The 23,162-nt window shown below is 40.7% G+C and carries 24 protein-coding genes; 18 read left to right on the forward strand and 6 right to left on the reverse strand.

What is annotated here, in order from left to right:
* Together strH and QM941_RS05195 are read right to left on the reverse strand one after the other, a co-directional pair.
* The coding region (strH, locus tag QM941_RS05190) for an LPXTG-anchored beta-N-acetylhexosaminidase StrH (RefSeq protein WP_414339463.1) at positions 1-3,571 on the reverse strand (3,571 nt) is incomplete at its 3' end.
* 272 nt (positions 3,572-3,843) lie between these two features.
* Positions 3,844-4,560 (reverse strand): GntR family transcriptional regulator, encoded by a 717-nt coding sequence (locus QM941_RS05195; protein WP_414339465.1) that lies wholly within the window; start codon positions 4,558-4,560, stop codon positions 3,844-3,846.
* Positions 4,561-4,880: 320 nt separating this feature from the next.
* Here QM941_RS05195 and QM941_RS05200 point away from each other — a divergent pair, with 320 nt between their 5' ends.
* From QM941_RS05200 to QM941_RS05235, 8 genes are all read left to right on the forward strand, one after another.
* Positions 4,881-6,668 carry a glycoside hydrolase family 35 protein gene (locus QM941_RS05200; protein WP_414339467.1) on the forward strand — a complete coding sequence of 596 codons (1,788 nt, stop codon included), beginning with the start codon at positions 4,881-4,883 and terminating at the stop codon, positions 6,666-6,668.
* Positions 6,665-7,141 (forward strand): PTS sugar transporter subunit IIB, encoded by a 477-nt coding sequence (locus QM941_RS05205; protein ID WP_414339469.1) that lies wholly within the window; start codon positions 6,665-6,667, stop codon positions 7,139-7,141. The genes QM941_RS05200 and QM941_RS05205 overlap by 4 nt, the downstream gene beginning before the upstream one ends.
* Positions 7,142-7,167: 26 nt before the next feature.
* Entirely contained in the window at positions 7,168-8,073 is a 906-nt protein-coding gene (locus QM941_RS05210; RefSeq protein ID WP_414339471.1) for a PTS mannose/fructose/sorbose/N-acetylgalactosamine transporter subunit IIC, read from the forward strand.
* Positions 8,060-8,881 carry a PTS system mannose/fructose/sorbose family transporter subunit IID gene (locus QM941_RS05215; protein ID WP_414339473.1) on the forward strand — a complete coding sequence of 274 codons (822 nt, stop codon included), beginning with the start codon at positions 8,060-8,062 and terminating at the stop codon, positions 8,879-8,881. The genes QM941_RS05210 and QM941_RS05215 overlap by 14 nt, the downstream gene beginning before the upstream one ends.
* Before the next feature lie 3 nt (positions 8,882-8,884).
* Positions 8,885-9,289 carry a PTS sugar transporter subunit IIA gene (locus QM941_RS05220; protein WP_414339474.1) on the forward strand — a complete coding sequence of 135 codons (405 nt, stop codon included), beginning with the start codon at positions 8,885-8,887 and terminating at the stop codon, positions 9,287-9,289.
* Between the two features lie 94 nt (positions 9,290-9,383).
* Positions 9,384-10,547 (forward strand): SIS domain-containing protein, encoded by a 1,164-nt coding sequence (locus QM941_RS05225; protein ID WP_414339476.1) that lies wholly within the window; start codon positions 9,384-9,386, stop codon positions 10,545-10,547.
* A gap of 13 nt (positions 10,548-10,560) precedes the next feature.
* Complete coding sequence (gene lacD / locus QM941_RS05230) at positions 10,561-11,556, forward strand: tagatose-bisphosphate aldolase (RefSeq protein ID WP_414339478.1); 996 nt, start codon at positions 10,561-10,563, stop codon at positions 11,554-11,556.
* A 146-nt stretch (positions 11,557-11,702) separates the two neighbouring features.
* Complete coding sequence (locus QM941_RS05235) at positions 11,703-12,740, forward strand: aldose epimerase family protein (RefSeq protein ID WP_414339480.1); 1,038 nt, start codon at positions 11,703-11,705, stop codon at positions 12,738-12,740.
* Between the two features lie 40 nt (positions 12,741-12,780).
* Here the strand turns inward: QM941_RS05235 and rnjA are convergent, their stop codons facing one another.
* The gene (gene rnjA, locus QM941_RS05240) at positions 12,781-14,460 is read right to left on the reverse strand and encodes a ribonuclease J1 (RefSeq protein WP_414339482.1); all 1,680 of its coding nucleotides are present in this window, start codon (positions 14,458-14,460) and stop codon (positions 12,781-12,783) included.
* 1 nt (position 14,461) lies between these two features.
* On the reverse strand, positions 14,462-14,695 hold the full coding sequence (locus tag QM941_RS05245; protein ID WP_414339484.1) for a DNA-dependent RNA polymerase subunit epsilon: 234 nt from the start codon (positions 14,693-14,695) through the stop codon (positions 14,462-14,464).
* 273 nt (positions 14,696-14,968) lie between these two features.
* On the opposite strand from QM941_RS05245, the gene QM941_RS05250 reads away from it, so the two are divergent.
* Entirely contained in the window at positions 14,969-15,175 is a 207-nt protein-coding gene (locus QM941_RS05250; protein ID WP_414339486.1) for a hypothetical protein, read from the forward strand.
* Between the two features lie 366 nt (positions 15,176-15,541).
* On the opposite strand, the gene QM941_RS05255 is transcribed toward QM941_RS05250, so the two are convergent.
* Both QM941_RS05255 and cibA read right to left on the reverse strand, forming a co-directional pair.
* Positions 15,542-15,685: a bacteriocin gene (locus tag QM941_RS05255; protein ID WP_216728630.1), complete on the reverse strand. Its 144-nt coding sequence runs from the start codon at positions 15,683-15,685 to the stop codon at positions 15,542-15,544.
* A gap of 1 nt (position 15,686) precedes the next feature.
* On the reverse strand, positions 15,687-15,869 hold the full coding sequence (gene cibA / locus QM941_RS05260) for a fratricide two-peptide bacteriocin subunit CibA (RefSeq protein WP_000180842.1): 183 nt from the start codon (positions 15,867-15,869) through the stop codon (positions 15,687-15,689).
* A 189-nt stretch (positions 15,870-16,058) separates the two neighbouring features.
* Here cibA and tsaB point away from each other — a divergent pair, with 189 nt between their 5' ends.
* The 9 genes from tsaB to QM941_RS05305 all read left to right on the forward strand — a co-directional run bounded on the left by tsaB (position 16,059) and on the right by QM941_RS05305 (position 23,103).
* A complete protein-coding gene (tsaB, locus tag QM941_RS05265; RefSeq protein WP_414339489.1) occupies positions 16,059-16,742 on the forward strand; it encodes a tRNA (adenosine(37)-N6)-threonylcarbamoyltransferase complex dimerization subunit type 1 TsaB in 684 nt (227 codons plus the stop codon).
* Entirely contained in the window at positions 16,739-17,176 is a 438-nt protein-coding gene (gene rimI / locus QM941_RS05270; protein WP_414339490.1) for a ribosomal protein S18-alanine N-acetyltransferase, read from the forward strand. Before tsaB ends, rimI begins: the two co-directional genes overlap by 4 nt.
* Entirely contained in the window at positions 17,166-18,176 is a 1,011-nt protein-coding gene (gene tsaD / locus QM941_RS05275) for a tRNA (adenosine(37)-N6)-threonylcarbamoyltransferase complex transferase subunit TsaD (protein WP_414339491.1), read from the forward strand. Before rimI ends, tsaD begins: the two co-directional genes overlap by 11 nt.
* Before the next feature lie 111 nt (positions 18,177-18,287).
* Complete coding sequence (locus QM941_RS05280) at positions 18,288-19,151, forward strand: XRE/MutR family transcriptional regulator (RefSeq protein WP_414339492.1); 864 nt, start codon at positions 18,288-18,290, stop codon at positions 19,149-19,151.
* Between the two features lie 115 nt (positions 19,152-19,266).
* A complete protein-coding gene (locus QM941_RS05285) occupies positions 19,267-19,935 on the forward strand; it encodes a lysostaphin resistance A-like protein (protein ID WP_414339493.1) in 669 nt (222 codons plus the stop codon).
* Positions 19,936-20,139: 204 nt separating this feature from the next.
* Complete coding sequence (locus tag QM941_RS05290) at positions 20,140-20,835, forward strand: AzlC family ABC transporter permease (protein WP_414339495.1); 696 nt, start codon at positions 20,140-20,142, stop codon at positions 20,833-20,835.
* Positions 20,825-21,148 (forward strand): AzlD domain-containing protein, encoded by a 324-nt coding sequence (locus QM941_RS05295; RefSeq protein ID WP_414339497.1) that lies wholly within the window; start codon positions 20,825-20,827, stop codon positions 21,146-21,148. The genes QM941_RS05290 and QM941_RS05295 overlap by 11 nt, the downstream gene beginning before the upstream one ends.
* Before the next feature lie 103 nt (positions 21,149-21,251).
* Positions 21,252-22,094, forward strand: coding sequence for an amino acid ABC transporter substrate-binding protein (locus tag QM941_RS05300; RefSeq protein WP_414339499.1), 843 nt, complete (start codon positions 21,252-21,254; stop codon positions 22,092-22,094).
* Between the two features lie 154 nt (positions 22,095-22,248).
* Positions 22,249-23,103 (forward strand): MetQ/NlpA family ABC transporter substrate-binding protein, encoded by an 855-nt coding sequence (locus tag QM941_RS05305; RefSeq protein WP_414339501.1) that lies wholly within the window; start codon positions 22,249-22,251, stop codon positions 23,101-23,103.
* Positions 23,104-23,162 lie beyond the last annotated feature (59 nt).

A 23,162-nucleotide genomic window follows, 5' to 3' on the forward strand; every position in this document is an offset into this window, starting at 1 on the left:
TATCATCACCAACATGAGTGACAGGATTACCAACTTCTACGATTTGAGTGACAGGTTCTTGAGCAACAACAGTGTTGATTAAAGTTTTCACTTCAGAACCATCAGCAGCAGTAGTCACAGAATAGAAATGTGTACGACGACCGTTCACACCTTCAGTCACGATACGAGATTGTCCCTTAGGTAACTGGTCTGTTTCGCGAGTGATAGTAGTGAATGGAATTCCTTCCTCTTCAATCACGACACGAGGTTTTTCTTCAGTAATAGTAGCTTGCCCTTTATCATCACCAACATGAGTGACAGGATTACCGACTTCTACGATTTGAGTCACTGGTTCTTGAGTCACTTGACTATCAAGGAGAGTTTCATGTGCTTCACCATTTTCAGTCACGACAGAAAGATAATTTGTACGTTCACCTTTCACACCGACAGTAACAATCTTTTCTTGACCTGCTGGTAGGTTAGGGTTGTCATTCTTGATGATTTCGAAAGGAATTTCCTCTGTTCTAACAACCAATTCTGGTAGGTTTTCAACAGCAGCAGGACTTTCGTTTTCGTCAAGGCTTCCTGAGTGAGTTGCAGCTGGTTTGAGACCAAGTCTTGCTGCCTTGAGATTAGCGACTAGTGTATCCAACTCAGCTTGTTTATTACGGTTGAGATTGTAGTTCAGAGCTTCTTTAGCAGCCTTGAGAGCATCGAGGCTTTCTGTGCTATATCCTTCTAAGTTTTCAGGAATTTGAGCAAGTTCCTCGCGTAGAGCTTTGTAGTCAGCACGGAAGTAGTCTTTGTTGTGGTCTGCAAAGGCAGTCATAAGTTCAAAGATTTCCTCTTCCTTGTACTCAGCGCTTGGTCTATCAGCCCAGATAGCTAGCATACTACCAATAGTAGGTAGGTCAACTTCAGGATATTTAGTTGAAGCTAGCTGGTTAAATGGAGTTTTTTCAGTATTTTCAATAGCTTTCTTGAGGAAGCCACCACCATCTTCTGGTTTTTGACCGAGAATGTAGTACCAATCTCCATTCGTGTTAAGGAATTTGTACCCCTTACTTGCTAGGTATTGAGGAGACGCAAGGTTATAACCCCACCATCCCTTAGACCAGTAAGAGATGATAACATCTTTATCAAACTCGACATCATCCATGTCTTCATAGTAGAAGCCGTCGTTAAAGGCCATTGGTTGAAGACCTTTTTCTTTAGCCATGGCAGCTAGGCTATTAGCGTACTCAGCAAATTTTCCGTAGAGACCATACCACTTGAGGTAGTACCATCCTTGAGCATTGGTAGCGTCATTGGCATACTCATCTGTACCATAGTTGAAGATCTTAGTTTTACCTGCAAAGAAATCCATGTACTTGCCGATAAGAGCTTTTGTAAAGTTCATTGCTTCTTCGTTTTCAAGATCCATGGTTGTTTTTGAAACCTTGTCAAAGTTAGCTTGAGGGTTTGCAATGCCCAATTTTTCCATAGCGACGAGCATGGCATCCATGTGACCTGGGCTGTTGATTGCTGGGATGAGTCCGAGGCCTTTTGATTTTGCGTACTCGATCAATTCAGTGATTTCGGCTTGACTAAGAGTAGTTCCGTTTGGATCATCGTAGTAAGCTTTTGTTCCTTCGATGATAGCCTTCTTGACATCATCGCTTGCATAAGTTTTTCCGTTAGCTGTGATGGTCATGTCATCAAGGAGGAAGCGAAGCCCATCATTTCCTAGGAGAAGATGCACATCAGAATAGCCAAGTTCGCTAGCCTTGTCAACAATACGTTTAAGTTGGTCTAGTGTGAAATATTTACGACCAGCATCGATTGAGATAACCTTGTTTTTCTCAAGTTTTTCAACTTCGCGTTTTGCTTCTTCTTCTTTTTGAGCTTCTGGAGTGAAGGTCAAGTTGCTAACGGCTTCTTGGAGTTTTGCAATCGCTTGGTCAATAGTATCTTGTTGAGCACGGCTAAGATTGCTATCAAGAGAACGGATGGCTTTTTCAGCTTCTTTAACAGCTGCTACACTTTCTTCTGTATAGCGAGTAAGGTCTGTTGGAACTTCTTTAAGAGCTTGCTCGGCAGACTCGTAGTCAGCAGCGAAGTATTCAGCATTTGAGTTTGCGAATTGACGCATGAGCTTGAATAGACGAGATGGAGAGTAACGAGCAGATGGAGTATCAGCCCAAGCAGCTACCATACCACCAATGATAGGGATATCCGCACCTTCAGTTTTTGGAACAGAAGTGATCGGTGTGCTCTTAATACCGTTTAAGCCTTGATCCAGGTTGTACCAGCCTTGACCATCGGCATTACGGCCGAGAACGTAGTACCATGCATCGTTAGTGTTAAGGATTTCGTGTCCCTTTTCAACTAGTAGTTTAGAAGAAGCGACATCGTAACCACCCCAGCCACCAGTCCACATAGACACGATGATGTCTTTGTCAAAGGTTCCAAAACTAGTGTCACTATTATAGTAGATACCGTCATTGAAGGCCATTGGTTTAAGACCGTGAGATTTGACGATACGAGCTAGGTCATTAGCATAGGCGATGAATTTATCATAACCCTTGTCTGGGAATCCATCTTCTGGATACCATTTATAGGCTTGAAGAACGCTCCATCCTTTGGCATCAGTAGCATCGTTGGCATATTCATCCAAACCGATGTTGAAGATTTCAGACTTGCCAGCAAAGTAAGCAGCATACTTGTCGATCAGAGCTTTGGTAAATGCAACCGCTTCTTTGTTATCAAGGTCAACGGTACGAGCAGATTCTTTTCCAAAGTAGTTGAAGTTCGGTTTTTGGATACCTAGTTCTTTCATGGCATGCAAAATCGCATCCATGTGACCAGGGCTGTTTACAGTTGGGATGAGACCAATGCCTTTGTTTTTAGCATAGTTAATCAAGTCGGTCATTTGGCTTTCAGTTAGGTGATTACCGTTTGGATCGTTGTAGTAGGCATTAGTTCCATTTTCAACAGCTCGTTTGACATCTTCGCTTGCATAAGTCTTGTCACCAACAGTTAGAGACATATCATCAAGCATAAAGCGTAAGCCGTCGTTTCCAACTAAAAGGTGAAGATCGGTATAGCCATAATGTTTTGCCTTGTCGATAATTTCTTTCAGTTGATCTGGAGAGAAGTACTTACGACCGGCATCAATAGAAACAATTTTCTTTTTAGCAAGTTTTTCATTAACTTGAGCTGCTCGCTCTGTAGCTACTGCTGGTGCTTCAACCTTAGCAACTTTTTTGTTTTCTTCATTTTCAGATTCTGTTTTCTTAGCTTCTTCAGCTACTTCAGCTGTGACAGGCTCTGCTATGGCAGGTGCAGGTGTGCCAAGATCTTCCTGTGGAGAAGAAGTTTCCGACGCAGAAGTAGCGGCAACTTGTTCTTCAACTGAAGCGACAAGCTTTGGCTCTTCCGCTGCTGGAGGAGTTTCTGGAACGGTTTGGCTAGTGCTAGCTTGGCTTTCCGCCACAGGAGTTAGCCCGTCAGCTGCCACTACTTGGGCTTGGAAACTTAAGCCTATCAGTACCGAGGCAGCACCGATGGCATATTTACGAATGGAGAAATGCTGTTGTTTGTCTGGTTTCATGTGAGACCTCCTTAAGTTGTTTAGTTTGGTAGCGTTTACAAAAACTATTTCCATTGTAAGTTCTGTTTCTCTAAAAGTCAAGACTTTTAGAGAAATAACTATAAAAAATAGAATAACTTATAAATTATGATATATTTTTTAGTTTCTTATCAATTTTTAGTAAAAAAGTTACTAATTATAGTTATATTTAACTAACTGTTTTCAAGAAAGAAACTTGATGTTACAATGGACATGTAAAAAAGCCTGAGACAAGTATCTCAGACTTTTAATAATTAATGGTCACGATCACAAGAGATAAATTTGATTTTGTAGAAATCAGAACGTTTGTAAGTCTCAATGTATTCTAAGACTTGACCAGTCGCTTCAAGACGGGTTGTCTTGGTTTGTAAAACAGTTGGGAACTTAGTATCGATACCTAGAACAGAAGCTGGATTTTGGGGAGTAGGGAAGACAATCTCGTTGATTTCTTCAAAGTGCTCGTCATTCATGTGAATGTGGTAGTCCAATTTGAAACGAGTATAGATAGAACTATAATATTCAAGATTTGGATAGTTGGCATTGATATATTGCTCAGGGATATAGGAGTTATGATAGATATAGATAACTCCATTAGATTCACGGATACGTTCAATCTTATAGTAGAATTGGTCGCCACGTAACCCGAGTTTTTCTAAATATTTCAAGTTGTTGCCACGTTCAATAGAAAGAACAGTCACTTTATCATCTTTTGTTTCAAAGATTTCAACATCAGAGAACTCAACTAGTTTATGTTTGCGAGCACGGGCTACAAAGGTTCCCTTACCTTGCTGGCGGACAATGTATCCATCTTTAGCCAAATCATTTAAGGCGCGGACAACTGTGATTGAACTCACATCATACATAGAAATCAATTCAGCTTCAGTGTAGAATTTGTCCCCGCTAGCAAATTGACCAGAAATAATTTTATTCTTTAATTCATCTTTTATATATTGGTATTTTGGAATTGCCATATTTTCACCTCGTTTTTTCCTTCTCCATAATAATTTTAACATAAAAGTAGAAAGATTAGTAGAAATTATTATTAAAAATAAAATAATAGGCTAAGATATTAAGTTATATCAAAGTAATTTGTAGTTTGGCAAAGTAAATTTGTATGCTCAAGAAATCCCCAATTTTAAAGGTTTTGAGAAGATTTTTGGAAAAGATTCAGTAAAAAAATAGAAAAAAATTGAAGAAAATTTCAAAAAGTATTGACAATATCTCCCTATTAGGTTATAGTTGATATAACAATAAATGAAAGCGCAAACTTATGCTCTTACAGGGAGGAAGAATGACAAGATTTGAAGTTGAAGATCATTTCTATCTAGATGGGAAACCATTTAAGATTTTGTCAGGTGCGATTCATTATTTTAGAGTTCCTGCGGAAGATTGGTATCACTCATTGTACAATCTCAAGGCATTAGGTTTTAACACAGTTGAAACTTACGTACCTTGGAACATGCATGAACCTACTGAAGGAGAATTTAATTTTGAAGGGAATCTTGACTTAGAGAGATTTCTTCAAACTGCACAGGACTTAGGCTTATATGCTATTGTACGCCCTTCTCCATTTATCTGTGCAGAATGGGAATTTGGTGGTTTACCTGCATGGCTCCTAACAAAGGAGATGAGAATCCGTTCTTCTGATCCAGCTTACCTTGAGATGGTTGGTCGTTACTATGATCACTTGCTTCCGCGTCTTGTTCCAAGATTGTTGGAAAATGGTGGAAACATCCTCATGATGCAAGTTGAAAATGAGTATGGATCCTATGGTGAAGACAAAACCTACTTGCGTGAGATTCGACGTTTAATGGAAGAACGCGCAGTCAGCTGTCCGCTCTTTACATCTGACGGCCCATGGAGAGCAACCTTGAAGGCTGGAACCTTAATTGAGGATGACCTCTTGGTGACAGGGAACTTTGGCTCGAAAGCCGATTTCAATTTCTCGCAGATGCAAGAATTCTTTGATGAACATGGCAAAACATGGCCACTCATGTGTATGGAATTCTGGGATGGATGGTTCAATCGATGGAAAGAGCCAGTTATCAAACGCGATGCAGAAGAATTGGCAGAAGCCGTTCATGAGGTTTTGGAGCAAGGCTCTATCAACCTTTACATGTTCCATGGTGGAACAAACTTCGGTTTTATGAATGGTTGCTCAGCACGAGGAACTATTGATTTACCACAAGTAACATCTTATGATTATGACGCTCTGCTAGATGAGGCGGGAAATCCTACTGCCAAATATCATGCAGTGAAGAAAATGATGGCAACCTACTATCCAGAGTATCCACAGGTGGAGCCACTCTACAAGGAAAGCATGGAAATGGAATCCATTCCACTAGTCGAAAAGGCTTCCCTATTTGCAACCTTGGATAGTCTTGCAAGTCCAACCGAAAGCCTCTATCCTAAGAAAATGGAGGAACTGGGACAAAGTTATGGTTACCTACTCTATCGTACAGAAGCTAGTTGGGATGCAGAAGAAGAAAAACTTCGCATTATTGACGGCCGTGATAGAGCTCAACTCTTTATTGATGGCAAATGGACTGCGACCCAATATCAGACAGAGATTGGTGAAGATATCTTCTGTCAAGGAGAAAAGAAAAAGCTTTCGCAGATTGATATCCTTATTGAAAATATGGGACGTGTCAATTATGGGCATAAATTCCTAGCAGATACCCAGCGGAAAGGAATCCGTACAGGAGTTTGCAAGGATCTACATTTCTTGCTCAACTGGGAACACTATCCACTTCCATTAGATAATCCTGAGAAGATTGATTTTTCTAAAGGATGGACAGAAGGGCAACCAGCCTTTTACGCCTTCGACTTTGAAGTTGAGGTTCCAAAGGATACCTATTTAGATTGTTCTGAGTTTGGTAAAGGGATTGCCTTTGTCAATGGTCATCATCTAGGACGCTTCTGGAACGTTGGTCCGACCCTATCGCTTTATATTCCACATAGTTACCTCAAAGAGGGTGCTAACCGCATCATTATCTTTGAAACTGAAGGGGAGTACAAGGAGCACATACATTTAACTAGTAAACCTACATTTAAACACATAAAGGGGGAAAACTTATGACAATAGTAGGATGCCGTATCGATGGACGTTTAATCCACGGTCAAGTAGCCAATCTTTGGGCTGGGAAGCTAAATGTTTCTCGCATTATGGTTGTAGACGACGAAGTTGTTAACAACGATATTGAAAAGAGCGGTTTGAAACTTGCTACACCGCCAGGTGTAAAACTTAGTATCTTGTCGGTTGAAAAAGCGGCAGCGAATCTTCTTGCTGGTAAATATGACAGCCAACGTCTCTTTATCGTGGCTCGTAAACCAGACCGTTTTCTTGGTTTGGTAGAAGCAGGAGTTCCGCTTGAAACTCTCAACGTCGGCAATATGTCGCAAACACCAGAAACACGTGCTATCACTCGTTCTATCAACGTAGTTGATAAAGACGTGGAAGATTTCCACAAATTGGCGGAAAAAGGTGTTAAACTTACTGCTCAAATGGTTCCAAATGATCCAGTTTCAGACTTTTTGAGCTTATTAAAATAGGAAAAAATTTTTAGGAGGTCATTGTTATGATACAATGGTGGCAAATTTTACTACTCACTCTGTACTCAGCTTATCAAATTTGTGATGAGTTGACGATCGTTTCTTCTGCAGGTTCCCCTGTATTCGCTGGTTTCATTACTGGTTTAGTCATGGGAGATTTGACAACTGGTTTGTTTATCGGTGGTAGCTTGCAGTTGTTTGTCCTTGGGGTAGGTACCTTCGGTGGTGCTTCTCGTATCGACGCAACTTCTGGTGCGGTTCTTGCGACAGCTTTCTCAGTTTCACAAGGTATCGAAACAGATCTTGCGATCACTACAATCGCTGTACCAGTAGCAGCACTCTTGACTTACTTCGACGTACTTGGTCGTATGACTACTACATTCTTCGCACACCGTATTGACGCTGCGATCGAACGCTTCGACTATAAAGCAATCGAACGCAACTACCTTCTTGGTGCGCTTCCATGGGCTGCTTCACGTGCCCTTCCAGTATTCTTCGCCCTTGCTTTCGGTGGAGAATTCGTACAAGCAGTTGTAAACCTTGTTAAAGAATTCCAATGGGTTGCAGACGGTTTGACTCTTGCAGGTCGTATGCTTCCAGGTCTTGGATTCGCTATCTTGCTTCGTTACCTTCCAGTTAAACGTAACCTTCACTACCTTGCTATGGGATTCGGTTTGACAGCTATGTTGACTGTTCTTTACTCATACGTAACAGGTCTTGGTGGAGCTGTTGCTGGTATTATTGGTACTCTTCCTGCTGAAGTTGCTGAAACTATTGGTTTTGCAAACAACTTCAAAGGTTTGTCTATGATCGGTATCTCTATCGTAGGTATCTTCCTTGCAGTTGTTCACTTTAAGAATAGCCAGAAAGTTGCTGTAGCAGCACCTTCTACACAATCAGAAAGTGGGGAAATTGAAGATGACGAATTCTAATTACAAATTAACTAAAGAAGATTTTAATCAAATTAACAAACGTAGCTTGTTCACTTTCCAATTAGGTTGGAACTACGAGCGTATGCAAGCATCAGGTTACCTTTACATGATCTTGCCACAATTGCGTAAAATGTATGGAGATGGGACTCCTGAGTTGAAAGAAATGATGAAAGTTCATACTCAATTCTTCAACACTTCACCATTCTTCCACACTATCATCGCTGGTTTCGACCTTGCCATGGAAGAAAAAGATGGCGTTGTCTCTAAAGATGCGGTTAACGGTATCAAGACAGGTTTGATGGGACCATTCGCTCCTCTTGGAGACACTATCTTCGGTTCACTTGTACCAGCTATCATGGGTTCTATCGCTGCAACAATGGCTATCGCTGGCCAACCATGGGGTATCTTCCTTTGGATCGCAGTTGCAGTAGCGTATGACATCTTCCGTTGGAAACAATTGGAATTTGCTTACAAAGAAGGGGTTAACCTTATCAACAACATGCAAAGTACTTTAACAGCTTTGATTGACGCTGCATCTGTACTTGGTGTATTCATGATGGGTGCTCTTGTAGCAACAATGATCAACTTTGAAATTTCTTACAAATTGCCAATCGGTGAGAAAATGATTGACTTCCAAGACATCTTGAACTCAATCTTCCCACGCTTGCTTCCAGCAATCTTCACAGCATTCATCTTCTGGTTGCTTGGTAAGAAAGGTATGAACTCTACAAAAGCAATCGGTATCATCATTGCTCTTGCAGTTGGACTTTCATTCATCGGAAAATTCTTGCTTGGAATGGGCGCATAATATATGACTAAATCGTTAATTTTAGTGAGCCATGGACGTTTCTGTGAAGAGCTCAAAGGCAGCACAGAAATGATTATGGGGCCACAAGAAAACATTCATGCGGTGGCTCTTCTTCCAGAAGATGGACCAGAAGAATTTACTGCTAAATTTGACGCTGCTGTTCAAGGTTTAGACGACTTTATCGTCTTTGCAGACCTCCTTGGAGGCACACCATGTAATGTGGTTAGTCGCTTAATTATGGAAGGTCGTAACATCGAACTTTATGCAGGAATGAATCTTCCAATGGTGATTGAATTTATCAATGCAAGCCTAACTGGTATGGATGCCGACTATAAAACTCGTGCATCAGAAAGCATTGTTAAAGTAAATGATTTGTTGGCGGGCTTCGATGATGACGAAGACGAATAAGATTTGACAACAGAAATTAAAAATGGGGGTGGGATTAAGTCCCATTCCCATCTTTTAACTAGGAAATAATATAATAATAGATTAGAGGTTTTCAATGCTAGATTATACAAAAGAAGAATTGCTTGAGTTGGGAGCAGAGATCACCACACGAGAAATTTACCAACAACCAGATGTTTGGAAAGAAGCTTTTGAGGCTTATTCAGAGAGACGCCAAGAAATTGCAGCTTTTTTGCAAGGTATCGCTGATAAGCATGGATATATCAAGGTTATCCTAACAGGAGCTGGAACTTCTGCTTATGTAGGAGATACTTTGGTCCCTTACTTTAAAGAAGTTTATGATGAACGCAAGTGGAATTTCAATGCCATTGCGACTACTGATATTGTTGCAAACCCACAAACATATTTGAAAAAAGATGTTCCTACAGTCTTAGTATCATTTGCACGTAGTGGAAATTCACCAGAGAGTGTAGCAACGGTGGATTTGGCTAAGTCCTTGGTTGATGAGCTCTATCAAGTGACTATTACTTGTGCAGCTGAAGGGGAATTAGCTCTTCAAGCTCATGGAGATGAGCGCAATCTCTTGCTCTTACAACCAGCAGCTTCTAACGATGCTGGATTTGCCATGACTTCTAGTTTTACTTCTATGATGCTGACAGCTCTCTTAGTCTTTGATCCGACTGAGTTTTCTGTAAAAGCTGAACGTTTCGAAGTATTAGCTAGTCTTGCACGTAAAGTTCTAGATAATGCCGAGGATGTGAAGGAATTGGTTGACCTAGACTTTAACCGAGTGATTTATCTAGGTGCGGGCCCATTCTTCGGACTTGCTCACGAAGCCCAGCTTAAAATTTTGGAATTGACAGCTGGTCAGGTTGCTACTATGTATGAAAGCCCAGTTGGCTTCCGTCACGGTCCAAAATCTTTGATCAACGAAGATACAGTTGTTTTAGTATTTGGTTCAACCACAGACTACACTCGCAAGTATGATTTGGACTTGGTGCGTGAAGTTGCAGGAGATCAAATCGCTCGTCGTGTTGTGCTTTTGAGCGATCAAACTTTTGGCCTTGAAAATGTTAAGGAAGTAGCCCTTGGTTGTGGAGGTGTCTTGAGTGATGTTTATCGTGTCTTCCCTTACATCATTTATGGTCAACTTTTCTCACTCTTGACTTCGCTTAAAGTCGGCAATAGACCAGATACACCATCTCCTACTGGTACTGTAAACCGTGTAGTTCAAGGTGTTATCATTCATGAGTTTAAATAAAGAGGATATAGTTATGAGTAAATTAAAATTAAGTCCTAATAAAGTTGCTTGTATGCAAAAACTTTCAGATGAAAATGGTATCATCTCAGCTCTTGCTTTTGACCAACGTGGTGCTTTGAAACGCCTTATGGCTCAATACCAAACAGAGGAGCCAACTGTAGCTCAAATGGAAGAACTAAAAGTATTAGTGGCAGATGAATTGACTAAATATGCTTCATCTATGCTACTTGACCCTGAGTACGGACTTCCAGCTACAAAAGCTCTTGATCCAAATGCAGGTCTTCTTCTCGCCTATGAGAAAACAGGATACGATACAACAAGTACAAAACGCTTGCCGGACTGCTTGGATGTTTGGTCTGCAAAACGTATCAAGGAACAAGGTGCAGATGCTGTTAAGTTCTTGCTTTACTATGACGTAGATAGCTCTGATGAACTTAACCAACAAAAACAAGCCTACATTGAACGTATTGGTTCTGAGTGTGTGGCTGAAGACATTCCATTCTTCCTTGAAATCTTGGCTTACGATGAAAAGATTGCGGACGCAGGTTCTGCTGAATACGCTAAAGTGAAACCTCACAAGGTTATCGGTGCTATGAAGGTCTTCTCAGACCCACGCTTTAACATTGATGTCTTGAAGGTGGAAGTTCCAGTTAACGTTAAATACGTTGAAGGATTTGGTGATGGCGAAATTGTTCATACACGTGAAGCAGCAGCAGCCTTCTTTAAAGCTCAAGACGAAGCTACTAACTTGCCATACATCTACTTGAGTGCAGGTGTGTCAGCTAAACTCTTCCAAGAAACTCTTGTATTTGCCCACGAATCAGGTGCAAACTTCAATGGTGTTCTTTGTGGACGTGCAACATGGGCTGGATCAGTTGAAGCTTATATCAAAGACGGTGAAGCAGCTGCTCGCGAATGGCTTCGTACAACTGGTTTTGAAAACATTGATGAACTCAATAAAGTACTTCAAAAAACAGCAACTTCATGGACTGAGCGTGTTGAATTTTAAAGATTATACTTGTAAGATTTGTTGAAAAGAATCTATTTTATAGAGGCTTGACAAAGGAGTATTTACATAATAGAATTGAACCATAGGAAGTGAATACGCTTTCTATGGTTTATTTTACTTAACGAAAACGTATAAAGGAGAGAAGGATGAAAGCATACACAGAACGTGTATTTGGGAAAGTTGATGACAAGGATGTCTTAGCTTATCTTTTTGAGACGGATGCTGGTTACCAACTAGAAATCATGACCTATGGAGCGACTATTTTACGTTATGTTACTCCTGATAAGACTGGTAATTTTGCCAATGTCATCCTAGGATTTGATAATTTTGAAAGCTATGTTGGCAATAGTCCAAAACATGGAGCAAGCATTGGACCTGTGGCTGGGCGTATTGCAGGTGCGACCTTTGAACTAAATGGCAAGACTTATGAGCTTGAAGTTAACAATGCTAGCAACTGCAATCATAGTGGTTCTACAGGTTGGGACTCTAACTTGTTTGAACTTGTCGAAGTCAGCGACAATGGTTTGACACTTTATACTGAGCGTGCGGATGGTACAGGAGGATTCCCTGGTAACCTCAAGATTTGGATTAGCTACCAGTTGGAAGAAAACGGTGCCTATGAAGTTAGCTATAAGGTGACGACAGATCAAGATACCTTGGTCAATCCAACCAACCATAGCTACTTTAACTTGTCTGGTGATTTCACTCGGACGATTGACCGTCATGTCTTCCAATTAAACACAGAAGGTATCTATCCAATCGCTCCTGACGGTGTCCCAGCTAAAACTCCCAATGCTAACCGTGATGTGGTCAAACATATCTACAATGGTGCTTTGCTCAAGGATATCTTTGCAGAAGAAGATGAACAAATCCAAATCGTGTCTGGTTTGGACCATCCATTTGCTCTTCCTGAAGGGCATGATAATGCTGGTTTCCTCTATGACCAGGGTTCAGGTCGCTTCTTACTCTTTAAGACAGAAGCACCTTGCTTTGTAGTTTATACAGCAAACTTTGTGGATGAAAGCGTACTTGTAGCTGGCAAACCTATGATCCAGCACAACGGTATTGCCCTTGAAGCTCAAGCTTTACCAGATGCTATCCACAGCGACTTTAAGGATCAAGTGATTCTCAAAGCAGGTCAGACTTTCACTAGCAAAACTCGTTACGAAATTGTCGTTAAATAATAAAAATTCTCTGAAGTCATAGGATTTCAGAGAATTTTTATTATTCTTCATCTGGTGTGAGGATCATCGGAATGATAATCGGTTCACGTTCAGTATTTTCGTAAAGGAATGGTCGGATGGCGTTAACAATGGCGCCATTGACAGATTGGATGCTGGCATCCTTGTTTTTCAAAGCGATACGAATAGCATTGAAAAGAATACGTTGACTTTGACGAATCAAATCACCAGACTCACGCATGTAGACAAAACCACGACTGAGAATATCTGGGCCAGAAATAATCATCTGTGTCTTGAAGTCTACTGTTGCAACAGCAAGTACGACACCATCTTCAGAAAGATCACGGCGATCTTTAAGGACGGCCGCACCGATTTCACCGATACGATTTCCATCGACATAGATATCTTGGGCATTGAAATGACCTGCGATACGAGCAGAATCTGCAGTAAGGGCAAGAACATCTCCGTTGCTCATGATAAAGATATTGTCTTTTTCAACTCCAGTATCAACAGCTAGTCCAGCATGGATCTTTTGCATGCGATATTCACCATGGACAGGCATGAAATATTTAGGCTTCATTAGGCGGAGCATGAGTTTTTGTTCTTGCTGACCACCGTGTCCAGATGTATGGATGTTGTTGATCTTACCGTGGATAACTTCAACTCCAGCTTCGGAAATAGTATTGATTAGTTTGTTAACGCTGGTTGTATTTCCAGGGATTGGGCTAGAAGAGAAGATGACTGTATCACCAGGTTGTAATTGTACCTGGCGGTGAGTTCCGTTAGCGATACGAGATAGTGCAGCCATGGGCTCCCCTTGGCTGCCTGTACAGAGGATCAAGACTTCTCCAGCTGGATAATCCTTGATTTCATTAGGTTCGATAAAGGTTCCCTTTGGTGCCTTGATATAGCCAAGTTCAATCCCGTTGACAATAGCTTTTTCCATTGAACGTCCAAAGACAGCAATCTTACGGCCAGTCTTGACAGCAGCATCAGTAGCCTGCTGGAGACGGAAGATATTTGAGGCAAAGGATGCGAAAATAATACGTCCCTCGATGTCTTGGATAATCTTCATGATGGATTGACCAACGACTTTTTCTGAGTTAGTAAAGGTTGGTACTTCAGCATTGGTCGAGTCAGAAAGTAAGCAAAGTACACCCTCTTCCCCTAAGGCTGCCATTCGGTGTAAGTCTGCGGGTTCCCCAACTGGAGTAAAGTCAAACTTGAAGTCACCTGTACAGACAATTTTACCTTGTGGCGTGTGGATAACAATCCCCAAAGGTTCTGGAATTGAGTGAGTAGTTTTAAAGAAAGTTGCCTTGAGATTTTTAAAGGTCAACTCAGTGTTGTGGTTGATTTCGTGAAGTGTAGCGTTACGCAAAAGGCCATGTTCTTCAAGTTTTCCACGGATAAGGGCGAGAGCCAGTGGACCTGCATAGATAGGGATATTGGCTTGCTTGAGCAAGAATGGAATCCCTCCGATATGGTCCTCGTGTCCGTGAGTAATCAAAAGAGCCTTTACACGGTCGATATTGTCTACAATGTAGGAGTAGTCTGGGATAACGTAGTCGATACCAAGTAGATCGTCCTCTGGGAACTTAATCCCAGCATCGACGATGATAATCTCATCTTGGTATTCAATACCGTAAGTGTTCTTCCCGATTTCTCCTAGACCACCAATGGCAAAAACGCCCACTTCTTCTGGTTTAAGAGTATAGGCCATATTAGAACTCCGTAATTTTAAATGCGCCAGTTTCTTTTTCGTAGTCAAGTAGTTTGTCAGACAAGAGTTCGATGTATTCTACGTTATATTCTGGACGGTTTTTTTCAACAAGTTCGCGGGCAATGATGCGGCCCTCAAGTTCTGAGCTAGCGTCAATGTCCAAGTAGAGTGAGCGTGTTGTTTCACGACGTGGGCTGCGTTCTTTTGTTTCTTGATAAAAAACTTTGTAAATCATATGTTTCCTTTCTGCTTTCAGGTCAGCTATATTCAAAAATGCTCAGTTTGAAACTGGTTTGATTCCAGTTCATTTTTTGTCTTTATTGACCTTGATTCGTTACAATTATCTCAATTATAACATAAAAAGGGGAATTAGTAAAAGAGGGGAAACCTGAAAGTAAGGAGCGTGAAATACGTTTCATTTTGCCTTGTATAAGTATTTGAAGACCTCAGATTCAAATGCTATAATAAAGTTAGAAAAGAGGTTTTTCCTTATGAAGGAGGGCAGGACATGTTTCAACTAGCTATTATCATTCGTCTTCTGGCCTTTGTGGCATTTGTTGCTTGTGTTTACGGTGGCAATGTTTTGTATACTCTGCTAGAGCATCGGAAGGTCAAATTCCTATGGAAGATTGGCTTCGTGACTCTGTATTCGTTTTTCCTTCTCCTTGTGACTTATGTGGTCTGGTTTGTATTTTACTTTGGTTTGAATACTTAACTTCAGTTGTTTATTTATATCTGGTGATTGAACTAATATCTATCTTTAATAGGAAATAGAAATATACCGAATTCAGCTATACAAAAATCCACCTCAACTATTAAGATAAGGTGGATTTTTTAAATTAGGTGTCCAATTTTCCCTCAAACAGAGGATACATTTTCAGGCCATATCCTTATTTTTACAGTAGTCATTGTTCTGTTCAAAAATCGAGTTGAAGCATAAAAATAAAACAATGCAAACAGATGAATCAACTGGTAAAGGTGTAACGATTATGTTTAAATCATTGAAAATGATGAGCAAACTATAAGAGATGAAGAGAATAAAATTTACCCTTCTAAAAATGTGCCTTTTATCTAGCATGACTTATCCAAATTTCTTACGAATATCTTTCCCGATAGTGTAAGCAGCCATAAATAAAGCTATACCAACACCTACACCAAAACCACCCTTGATTCCTTGCAATTCTTTATTAGAAATTGCACAATACTTATCCAAACCTTTAATCATACTAACCTCCTAAAAAATAACCAGCTGCCAAACCAGACCCTACAAGTGCTGTACCACCTGCAATAGCTTTCCAAGATACTGCTACTCCAAAGATAACTAAGGGAGCGAGACCACCATCAATATCTGACAATTCATTTTCAGATAACGATAAAAATTGATTGTCAAGAACGTCAAAATTTGTCATTGAACTTTCCTCCTTTTTTCTTGTTCACTTATATATTCGGAAAAGATAGGAAAAAGCTACAACTTTTTTTATTTTTTTGCCTTCCTCTTTGTTTAAGAGGTAGGCCTTTTTTGTTTGGAGAGAAAGAAAATTCCCATGTGTCGGCTTTTGTAGTATAATAGTAAACAGACAAAAAGATAGGAATGTGTTATGAAAGTATTAGCTTTTGATACGTCCAGCAAGGCTCTTTCTCTAGCCATTTTAGAGGACAAGCAGCTTCTTGCCGAGACTATGATCAACATCAAGAAAAATCACAGTATTACCCTCATGCCTGCCATTGATTTCTTAATGGCGAGTTTGGATTTGACACCAAAGGATTTGGATCGAATCGTCATAGCAGAGGGGCCAGGTAGCTACACAGGTTTACGAATCGCAGTAGCAACTGCAAAGACTCTAGCTCATACCCTAAACATTGAGTTAGTAGGGATGTCTAGCCTTTTAGCTCTGGTACCACATCAGCAAGAAGGATTCTTCGTTCCCTTGATGGATGCGCGTCGTAACAACGTTTATGCAGGATTTTATGAAAATGCCCAGCCAGTCTTTCCAGAAGCGCACCTATCTTTTGAAGAGGTGTTAGAAAAAGTCAAGGATGCCGACCAGGTAACCTTTGTTGGTGAAGTTGGAGCCTTTGTGGATCAAATCCAAGAACAACTGCCACAGGCTAACTACCAAGAAACCCTGCCAAATGCAGTTAATCTTGCTCTTTGGGCCTGGGACAAGGAAGCAGACTCCTTGCACGATTTTGTGCCGAATTACCTCAAGCGTGTCGAAGCTGAGGAAAACTGGCTCAAGAATCACACCGAGTCTGGCGAGTCTTACATTAAACGCCTATGATAGAGATCAAACGAATCCAACAGCAGCCTGACTTGGCTCAATCCATCTATGCTGTCATGGTAGCTGTTTATCCAGTCAGTCCTTGGACGCTGGAACAAATCCAAGCAGACCTGTCCCAAGACCAAACCTGGTATGCTTTAGCCTACGATGGGATAGAAGTGATAGGTTTTCTAGCTGTTCAGGAAAATATCTTTGAAGCAGAAGTCCTGCAAATCGCCGTTAAGCAAGCTTATCAAGGTCAGGAGATAGCTTCAGCCTTGTTTGCTCAATTACCAGCAGACAAGGAGATTTTTCTCGAAGTCAGAAAGTCAAACCAACGAGCGCAAGCATTTTACAAGAAAGAAAAGATGGATGTCATCGCTGAGAGAAAGGCCTATTACCATGATCCTGTCGAGGACGCCATTATCATGAAGAGAGAAATAGATGAAGGATAGATATATTTTAGCATTTGAGACATCTTGCGATGAGACCAGTGTCGCCGTCTTAAAAAATGATGACGAGCTCTTGTCCAATGTCATTGCCAGTCAAATTGAAAGCCATAAACGTTTTGGGGGCGTAGTACCAGAAGTAGCCAGTCGTCACCATGTCGAGATCATTACAGCCTGTATTGAGGAGGCATTGGCAGAAGCAGGGATTACCGAAGAGGATGTGACAGCTGTGGCTGTTACCTATGGACCAGGCTTGGTCGGAGCCTTACTAGTTGGCTTGTCAGCTGCTAAGGCCTTTGCTTGGGCACATGGACTTCCACTTATCCCTGTTAACCACATGGCTGGTCACCTCATGGCGGCTCAAAGTGTCGAGCCCTTGGAGTTCCCCTTACTAGCCCTTTTAGTCAGTGGTGGGCACACAGAGTTGGTCTATGTTTCTGAGGCTGGTGATTACAAGATTGTTGGGGAAACTCGTGATGATGCGGTTGGTGAGGCCTATGATAAGGTAGGTCGTGTCATGGGCTTGACCTATCCAGCAGGTCGGGAGATTGACGAGTTGGCCCATCAAGGTCAGGATATCTATGATTTCCCTCGTGCCATGATTAAGGAGGATAATCTGGAGTTTTCATTCTCAGGTTTGAAATCTGCCTTTATCAATCTTCACCACAATGCCGAGCAAAAGGGAGAAACCTTGTCCACAGAGGACTTGTGTGCCTCCTTCCAAGCAGCAGTTCTGGATATTCTCATGGCAAAAACCAAGAAGGCTCTGGAGAAATATCCTGTTAAAACCCTAGTCGTGGCTGGTGGTGTAGCGGCTAATAAAGGACTCAGAGAACGCCTAGCAGCAGAAATCACTGACGTTAAGGTGATCATTCCTCCCCTGCGACTCTGTGGAGACAATGCAGGTATGATTGCCTATGCCAGCGTCAGCGAGTGGAACAAAGAAAACTTTGCAGGCTTGGAGCTAAACGCCAAACCAAGTCTCGCCTTTGAAACTATGGAATAGAAAGTCAGCTTGAGGCTGGCTTTTTTGCTTAAATATTTTATAATATATTAAAAAAGTAAAAAGTTTTTACGAATAGAATAGTAAAGGGAATTTTTAAAAGGGAGTTTGTCTATGATTGAAAAGCAGGAATTAGGAGAATTTTACAAGGAATTACGCCTGGCAAGAAAGCTCAAGCAGTCAGATGTGGCTTGTGCTGGACTAACAGCCTCTCAGCTATCCAAGTTCGAACTAGGGCAGTCCATGCTGTCTGCGGATAAGCTGATTCTAGCTATCCAAGGGATAAATGTGACCTTTGATGAGTTTGGGCACAAGCTCAACAACTACCAAGAATCTCCACATATGCGATTTGGTAGAAGGGTTGTGGATCGCTTTGCTCATCAAGATATAGCTGGTTTAGAGCAATTGTTGAAGGAAGTTGAGCAAGAACAGATGGCGCAGAACTATCGTCGTTTGAATGCCATCGTGATTAAAAATGCTATCCATTCACTGGATAAAAGTTACCCACTAGCAGAGGAGGATCGTGAGTTTTTAACTACCTACCTTTATGCTATCGAGTCTTGGACCTGGTTTGAACTCTATATCTTTTGTAATACTATGCCTTTTTTGAGCAATCAAGATTTCATCTTTTTATCCACCTCCTTACTCGAAAAATCCAAGGAATTCAAAGAGTTAGTGCACAATCGATTGTATTTGAAAGGTGGCTATCTCAATATCATCTCAGAGCTCATGGAGCGCAAACTTTTCTCCTACATCCCAATCTTTGAAGCCGAGTTGGAGAGCATGCTTCATCCGTACGATGTTTTTGAGAAATTACTGTGGCAATTTTTAAAGAAAATGAGTGTTTTCCTTCAAACCAAGGGAAGCAATCAAAAAGAGATTGAACATTTTATCCAATCTCTGCAAATATTAGAAAACCCACAATTATCAGCCCTTTTTGAATTACGCTTACAGCAATACAAAGCACTTATCGATTAGTTAGAAATCGCAAATGTGAAATTTCTATCAGAAAAAATATCAAATATGCGATTTTTAAAAATATGGAATTTTTCGTGTTATACTGTCTTCATTCCATAGTATAGGAGAAAAAAGAATGAAAAAGCTCATCTCACGCTACTACTTTTTTGTAGCCATTCTACTTGTCATTGCTTACCAGTACTTCAGTGGTCTGGTTTTAAACAACGATTTTACTGCTGGTCTATCTAAATTTGGCTATTATTTTTCGGATATGATGTTAAATTTTCTTGTGGTTCTGTTTGCATTTATTGCAATGGTTCAGGCAGGAAAATGGCAACAAATCAACAGTAGAAAATTTAAAGGGTCCTATCTTTTCTATTCTTTTTTAGCTTTTCTTGCTTTATTTATTTGGAATTTCATTAAATTTTTCCTATTCCCACCTACTCAAAATGGACTTGCTTACCAACTCGCTGCTCCGACTTTCACAGGAGCTACGGCATTTTTGATGTATTTTTTCTATCCTGTGATTGCAGGTCCCATTTTTGAAGAGATGATTTATCGTGGCTTGGTGATGACAGCCTTGGAAAAAGGGAAGAAATGGGGATTGGACGTACTTGGTTCGGCTGCTTTATTTGGAATCCTGCATATCAGTGACTATGGTTGGGTCTTGACAGACTTTTTCTCATATATGGGCGGCGGTATTATATTTGCCGTCTTGTTTAGAGTAACAAAGTCTATTTATTGGCCTATTGGACTGCATATAGTCTATAACGGTATCGGGCATATACTTCCTTTGTTATTTTAGAGGATTTTACTATCATCGTCAGCTTACTGGTGTTTGAGTATTATGCTTATTAGAATTTTTACATTACATAGATAAGACTGGTTTCCAGTCTTTTTCTGTTCTGGTCAGTCAGCAAACTTTTTTCTCCTCTTTGATTGTGTTATAATAGTCCTCATTGTGACTGTTGATAAGCAGTCGATTGCTGAAACACTGGTAAGGAGTTTTATGAAAGAAAAAGGATTTTGGGAGGGAGTACAGGCAGCAGTGCCAACAGCACTGGGCTATGTTAGCATCGGCCTTGCTTGTGGCATTATCGGAGCTCCCTATGTAACACCTGTTGAGATGGGCCTGATGAGCCTCTTTGTCTATGCTGGGAGTGCCCAGTTTGCCATGTTGGCCTCAATTGCAGTCCAAGCGCCTGTGGCTGCTATTGCCATGACTGTTTTTTTGATCAATCTACGTCTCTTTTTGCTGAGTTTGCATGCGTCAACCTATTTCCGTCATACTAGTCTCTGGCACAATATCGGCATGTCTAGTATCTTGACTGATGAAACCTATGGTGTTTTGATGGGAGAGTTGGTTCATACGGATAAGGTTAATCCTATGTGGATGCATGGTAATAATCTAAATAGCTATGTAGCTTGGTTTGTGGGAACGGTTGTTGGGACTGCTCTCGGTGGTCTTTTGCCAAATCCTGAGATTTTCGGTCTTGACTTTGCCTTAGTAGGTATGTTTATTGGGATTTTTTCTTCGCAATTCCAGATTATGCAAAGAAGAATTCCCTTGCGCAACCTCTTCATTATTTTAGGAGTAGTTGCCCTTTCCTTCTTTATACTGTTGACAGTGGTGTCTCAGTCACTAGCTGTTCTGTTTGCGACCTTGCTAGGTTGTACTATGGGGGTGATTTTGGATGGTCAGTAGGTATCTTTTGTTAGCCGTTATCTTTTCAGGCCTAGTAACTTGGATTCCACGTGTGATTCCCTTTATCTTGGTCAAGTATAAGGGCTTGCCAGCTATTGTCGAGCGTTTTTTGAAATTCCTACCGGTGTCTATTATCTTTGCCTTGATTTTATCAAGTGTGGCAACAGGTAAGGTTGGAGATTTCCCTCACATCAAATGGTTAGACTTGATCGCAGTTTTTCCAACAGGCTTTGTCGCCTTTCGCTATCGTAATCTGGTGGGAACGGTTCTTTTTGGGGTTGTCTTAATAGCTATCTTGCGTCTTGTCTTTTAAATCAGACATAAAGAAAACTTATGGCAAAGATAGAAATCATATAATAGCGTAATTGCTTTTTTTCTGTTAAGATAAGACTATATTCTATTTTGGAGGAAATATTATGAAGAAAATTATCAAATATTCGTCACTTGCTGCTTTAGGGCTTGTTGCCGCAGGTGTACTGGCAGCTTGTTCAGGTGGTGAGAAGAAAGATGCGGCATCAGGTGAAGCAACAACTGCTAAGAAAGAAATCGTCGTAGCAACTAACGGCTCACCAAAACCATTTATCTATGAAGAAAATGGTGAATTGACAGGTTACGAGATTGAAGTCGTTCGCGCTATCTTTAAAGATTCTGACAAGTATGATGTTAAGTTTGAAAAGACAGAATGGTCAGGTGTCTTTGCAGGACTTGATGCTGACCGCTACAATATGGCTGTCAACAATCTTAGTTATACTAAAGAACGTGCGGATAAATATCTCTATGCAGCACCAATTGCCCAAAATCCTAGTGTCCTTGTAGTGAAGAAAGACGACGACAGTATCAAGTCTCTCGATGATATCGGTGGAAAATCGACTGAGATTGTTCAAGCCACTACATCAGCTAAACAGTTGGAAGAATACAACAAACAACACGCAGATAACCCAACTATTCTTAACTATACTAAGGCAGATTTCCAACAAATCATGGTACGCTTGAGCGATGGACAATTTGACTACAAGATTTTTGATAAAATTGGTGTAGAGACTGTTATTAAAAACCAAGGTTTGGATAACTTGAAAGTCATCGAACTTCCAAGCGACCAACAACCTTACGTTTACCCACTTCTTGCCAAAGGTCAAGATGAGTTGAAGGCTTTTGTGGACAAACGCATCCAAGAACTCTACAAAGATGGAACCCTTGAAAAACTATCTCAACAGTTCTTTGGTGGCTCTTACCTGCCAGCAGAAGCTGATATTAAATAGTAATCTAAAATCATCCATTCTCTGGTAGATGGATGGTTTTCCATTCTGTAGGTATATAGTTTTAAACTATAGCCCTGCCTATCTTAAAACAATTTGCTAAATCAAATAAAGTATGAGATACTATTACGGTATTATTTTTAAAGGAGAACGAATCATGAAAATCAAAAAATGGTTAGGCGTAGCAGCTATCGCTACAGTAGCAGGCCTTGCACTTGCAGCTTGCGGAAATTCAGAAAAGAAAGCAGACAACGGAACAGTTGTTAAAATTGCAACAGTCAACCGTAGCGGTTCTGAGGAAGCACGTTGGGATAAAATCCAAGAATTAGTTGAAAAAGACGGAATTAAATTGGAATTCACAGAGTTTACAGACTACTCACAACCAAACAAAGCAACTGCTGATGGTGAAGTAGACTTGAACGCTTTCCAACACTATAACTTCTTGAACAACTGGAACAAAGAAAACGGTAAAGATCTTGTAGCGATTGCAGATACTTATATCTCACCAATCCGACTTTACTCAGGTAAAAACGGAGAAGAAAACAAGTACACTAAAGTAGAAGACATCCCAGCAAACGGAGAAATCGCTGTACCTAACGATGCTACTAACGAAAGTCGTGCTCTTTACCTTCTTCAATCAGCTGGTTTGATCAAATTGGACGTTTCAGGAACTGCGCTTGCGACAATCGCAAACATCACAGAAAATCCAAAGAACTTGAAAATCACTGAATTGGACGCTAGCCAAACAGCTCGTTCATTGTCATCAGTTGATGCAGCTGTTGTAAACAACACATTCGTTACAGAAGCAAAATTGGACTACAAGAAAGCACTCTTTAAAGAGCAAGCTGACGAAAACTCAAAACAATGGTACAACATCATCGTTGCGAAAAAAGATTGGGAATCATCACCTAAAGCTGATGCAATCAAGAAAATTATCGCAGCTTACCACACTGATGAAGTGAAAAAAGTTATCGAAGAAACTTCAGACGGCTTGGATCAACCAGTTTGGTAATAAGATATAGAGAGGTGGAGAGATTTTCCACCTCTTGCTTTTATCTAAACGTCGTAAAA

It is taken from the genome of Streptococcus timonensis (assembly GCF_047460355.1).
GTDB lineage: Bacteria > Bacillota > Bacilli > Lactobacillales > Streptococcaceae > Streptococcus > Streptococcus timonensis_A.

Bases quoted from the DNA above. Each gene is read 5' to 3' on its own strand.
- QM941_RS05195 (WP_414339465.1), bottom strand. From the start codon at position 4,560: ATGGCAATTCCAAAATACCAATATATAAAAGATGAATTAAAGAATAAA.
- QM941_RS05200 (WP_414339467.1), top strand. From the start codon at position 4,881: ATGACAAGATTTGAAGTTGAAGATCATTTCTATCTAGATGGGAAACCA.
- QM941_RS05205 (WP_414339469.1), top strand. From the start codon at position 6,665: ATGACAATAGTAGGATGCCGTATCGATGGACGTTTAATCCACGGTCAA.
- QM941_RS05210 (WP_414339471.1), top strand. From the start codon at position 7,168: ATGATACAATGGTGGCAAATTTTACTACTCACTCTGTACTCAGCTTAT.
- QM941_RS05215 (WP_414339473.1), top strand. From the start codon at position 8,060: ATGACGAATTCTAATTACAAATTAACTAAAGAAGATTTTAATCAAATT.
- QM941_RS05220 (WP_414339474.1), top strand. From the start codon at position 8,885: ATGACTAAATCGTTAATTTTAGTGAGCCATGGACGTTTCTGTGAAGAG.
- QM941_RS05225 (WP_414339476.1), top strand. From the start codon at position 9,384: ATGCTAGATTATACAAAAGAAGAATTGCTTGAGTTGGGAGCAGAGATC.
- lacD (WP_414339478.1), top strand. From the start codon at position 10,561: ATGAGTAAATTAAAATTAAGTCCTAATAAAGTTGCTTGTATGCAAAAA.
- QM941_RS05235 (WP_414339480.1), top strand. From the start codon at position 11,703: ATGAAAGCATACACAGAACGTGTATTTGGGAAAGTTGATGACAAGGAT.
- rnjA (WP_414339482.1), bottom strand. From the start codon at position 14,460: ATGGCCTATACTCTTAAACCAGAAGAAGTGGGCGTTTTTGCCATTGGT.
- QM941_RS05245 (WP_414339484.1), bottom strand. From the start codon at position 14,695: ATGATTTACAAAGTTTTTTATCAAGAAACAAAAGAACGCAGCCCACGT.
- QM941_RS05250 (WP_414339486.1), top strand. From the start codon at position 14,969: ATGTTTCAACTAGCTATTATCATTCGTCTTCTGGCCTTTGTGGCATTT.
- QM941_RS05255 (WP_216728630.1), bottom strand. From the start codon at position 15,685: ATGATTAAAGGTTTGGATAAGTATTGTGCAATTTCTAATAAAGAATTG.
- cibA (WP_000180842.1), bottom strand. From the start codon at position 15,869: ATGACAAATTTTGACGTTCTTGACAATCAATTTTTATCGTTATCTGAA.
- tsaB (WP_414339489.1), top strand. From the start codon at position 16,059: ATGAAAGTATTAGCTTTTGATACGTCCAGCAAGGCTCTTTCTCTAGCC.
- rimI (WP_414339490.1), top strand. From the start codon at position 16,739: ATGATAGAGATCAAACGAATCCAACAGCAGCCTGACTTGGCTCAATCC.
- tsaD (WP_414339491.1), top strand. From the start codon at position 17,166: ATGAAGGATAGATATATTTTAGCATTTGAGACATCTTGCGATGAGACC.
- QM941_RS05280 (WP_414339492.1), top strand. From the start codon at position 18,288: ATGATTGAAAAGCAGGAATTAGGAGAATTTTACAAGGAATTACGCCTG.
- QM941_RS05285 (WP_414339493.1), top strand. From the start codon at position 19,267: ATGAAAAAGCTCATCTCACGCTACTACTTTTTTGTAGCCATTCTACTT.
- QM941_RS05290 (WP_414339495.1), top strand. From the start codon at position 20,140: ATGAAAGAAAAAGGATTTTGGGAGGGAGTACAGGCAGCAGTGCCAACA.
- QM941_RS05295 (WP_414339497.1), top strand. From the start codon at position 20,825: ATGGTCAGTAGGTATCTTTTGTTAGCCGTTATCTTTTCAGGCCTAGTA.
- QM941_RS05300 (WP_414339499.1), top strand. From the start codon at position 21,252: ATGAAGAAAATTATCAAATATTCGTCACTTGCTGCTTTAGGGCTTGTT.
- QM941_RS05305 (WP_414339501.1), top strand. From the start codon at position 22,249: ATGAAAATCAAAAAATGGTTAGGCGTAGCAGCTATCGCTACAGTAGCA.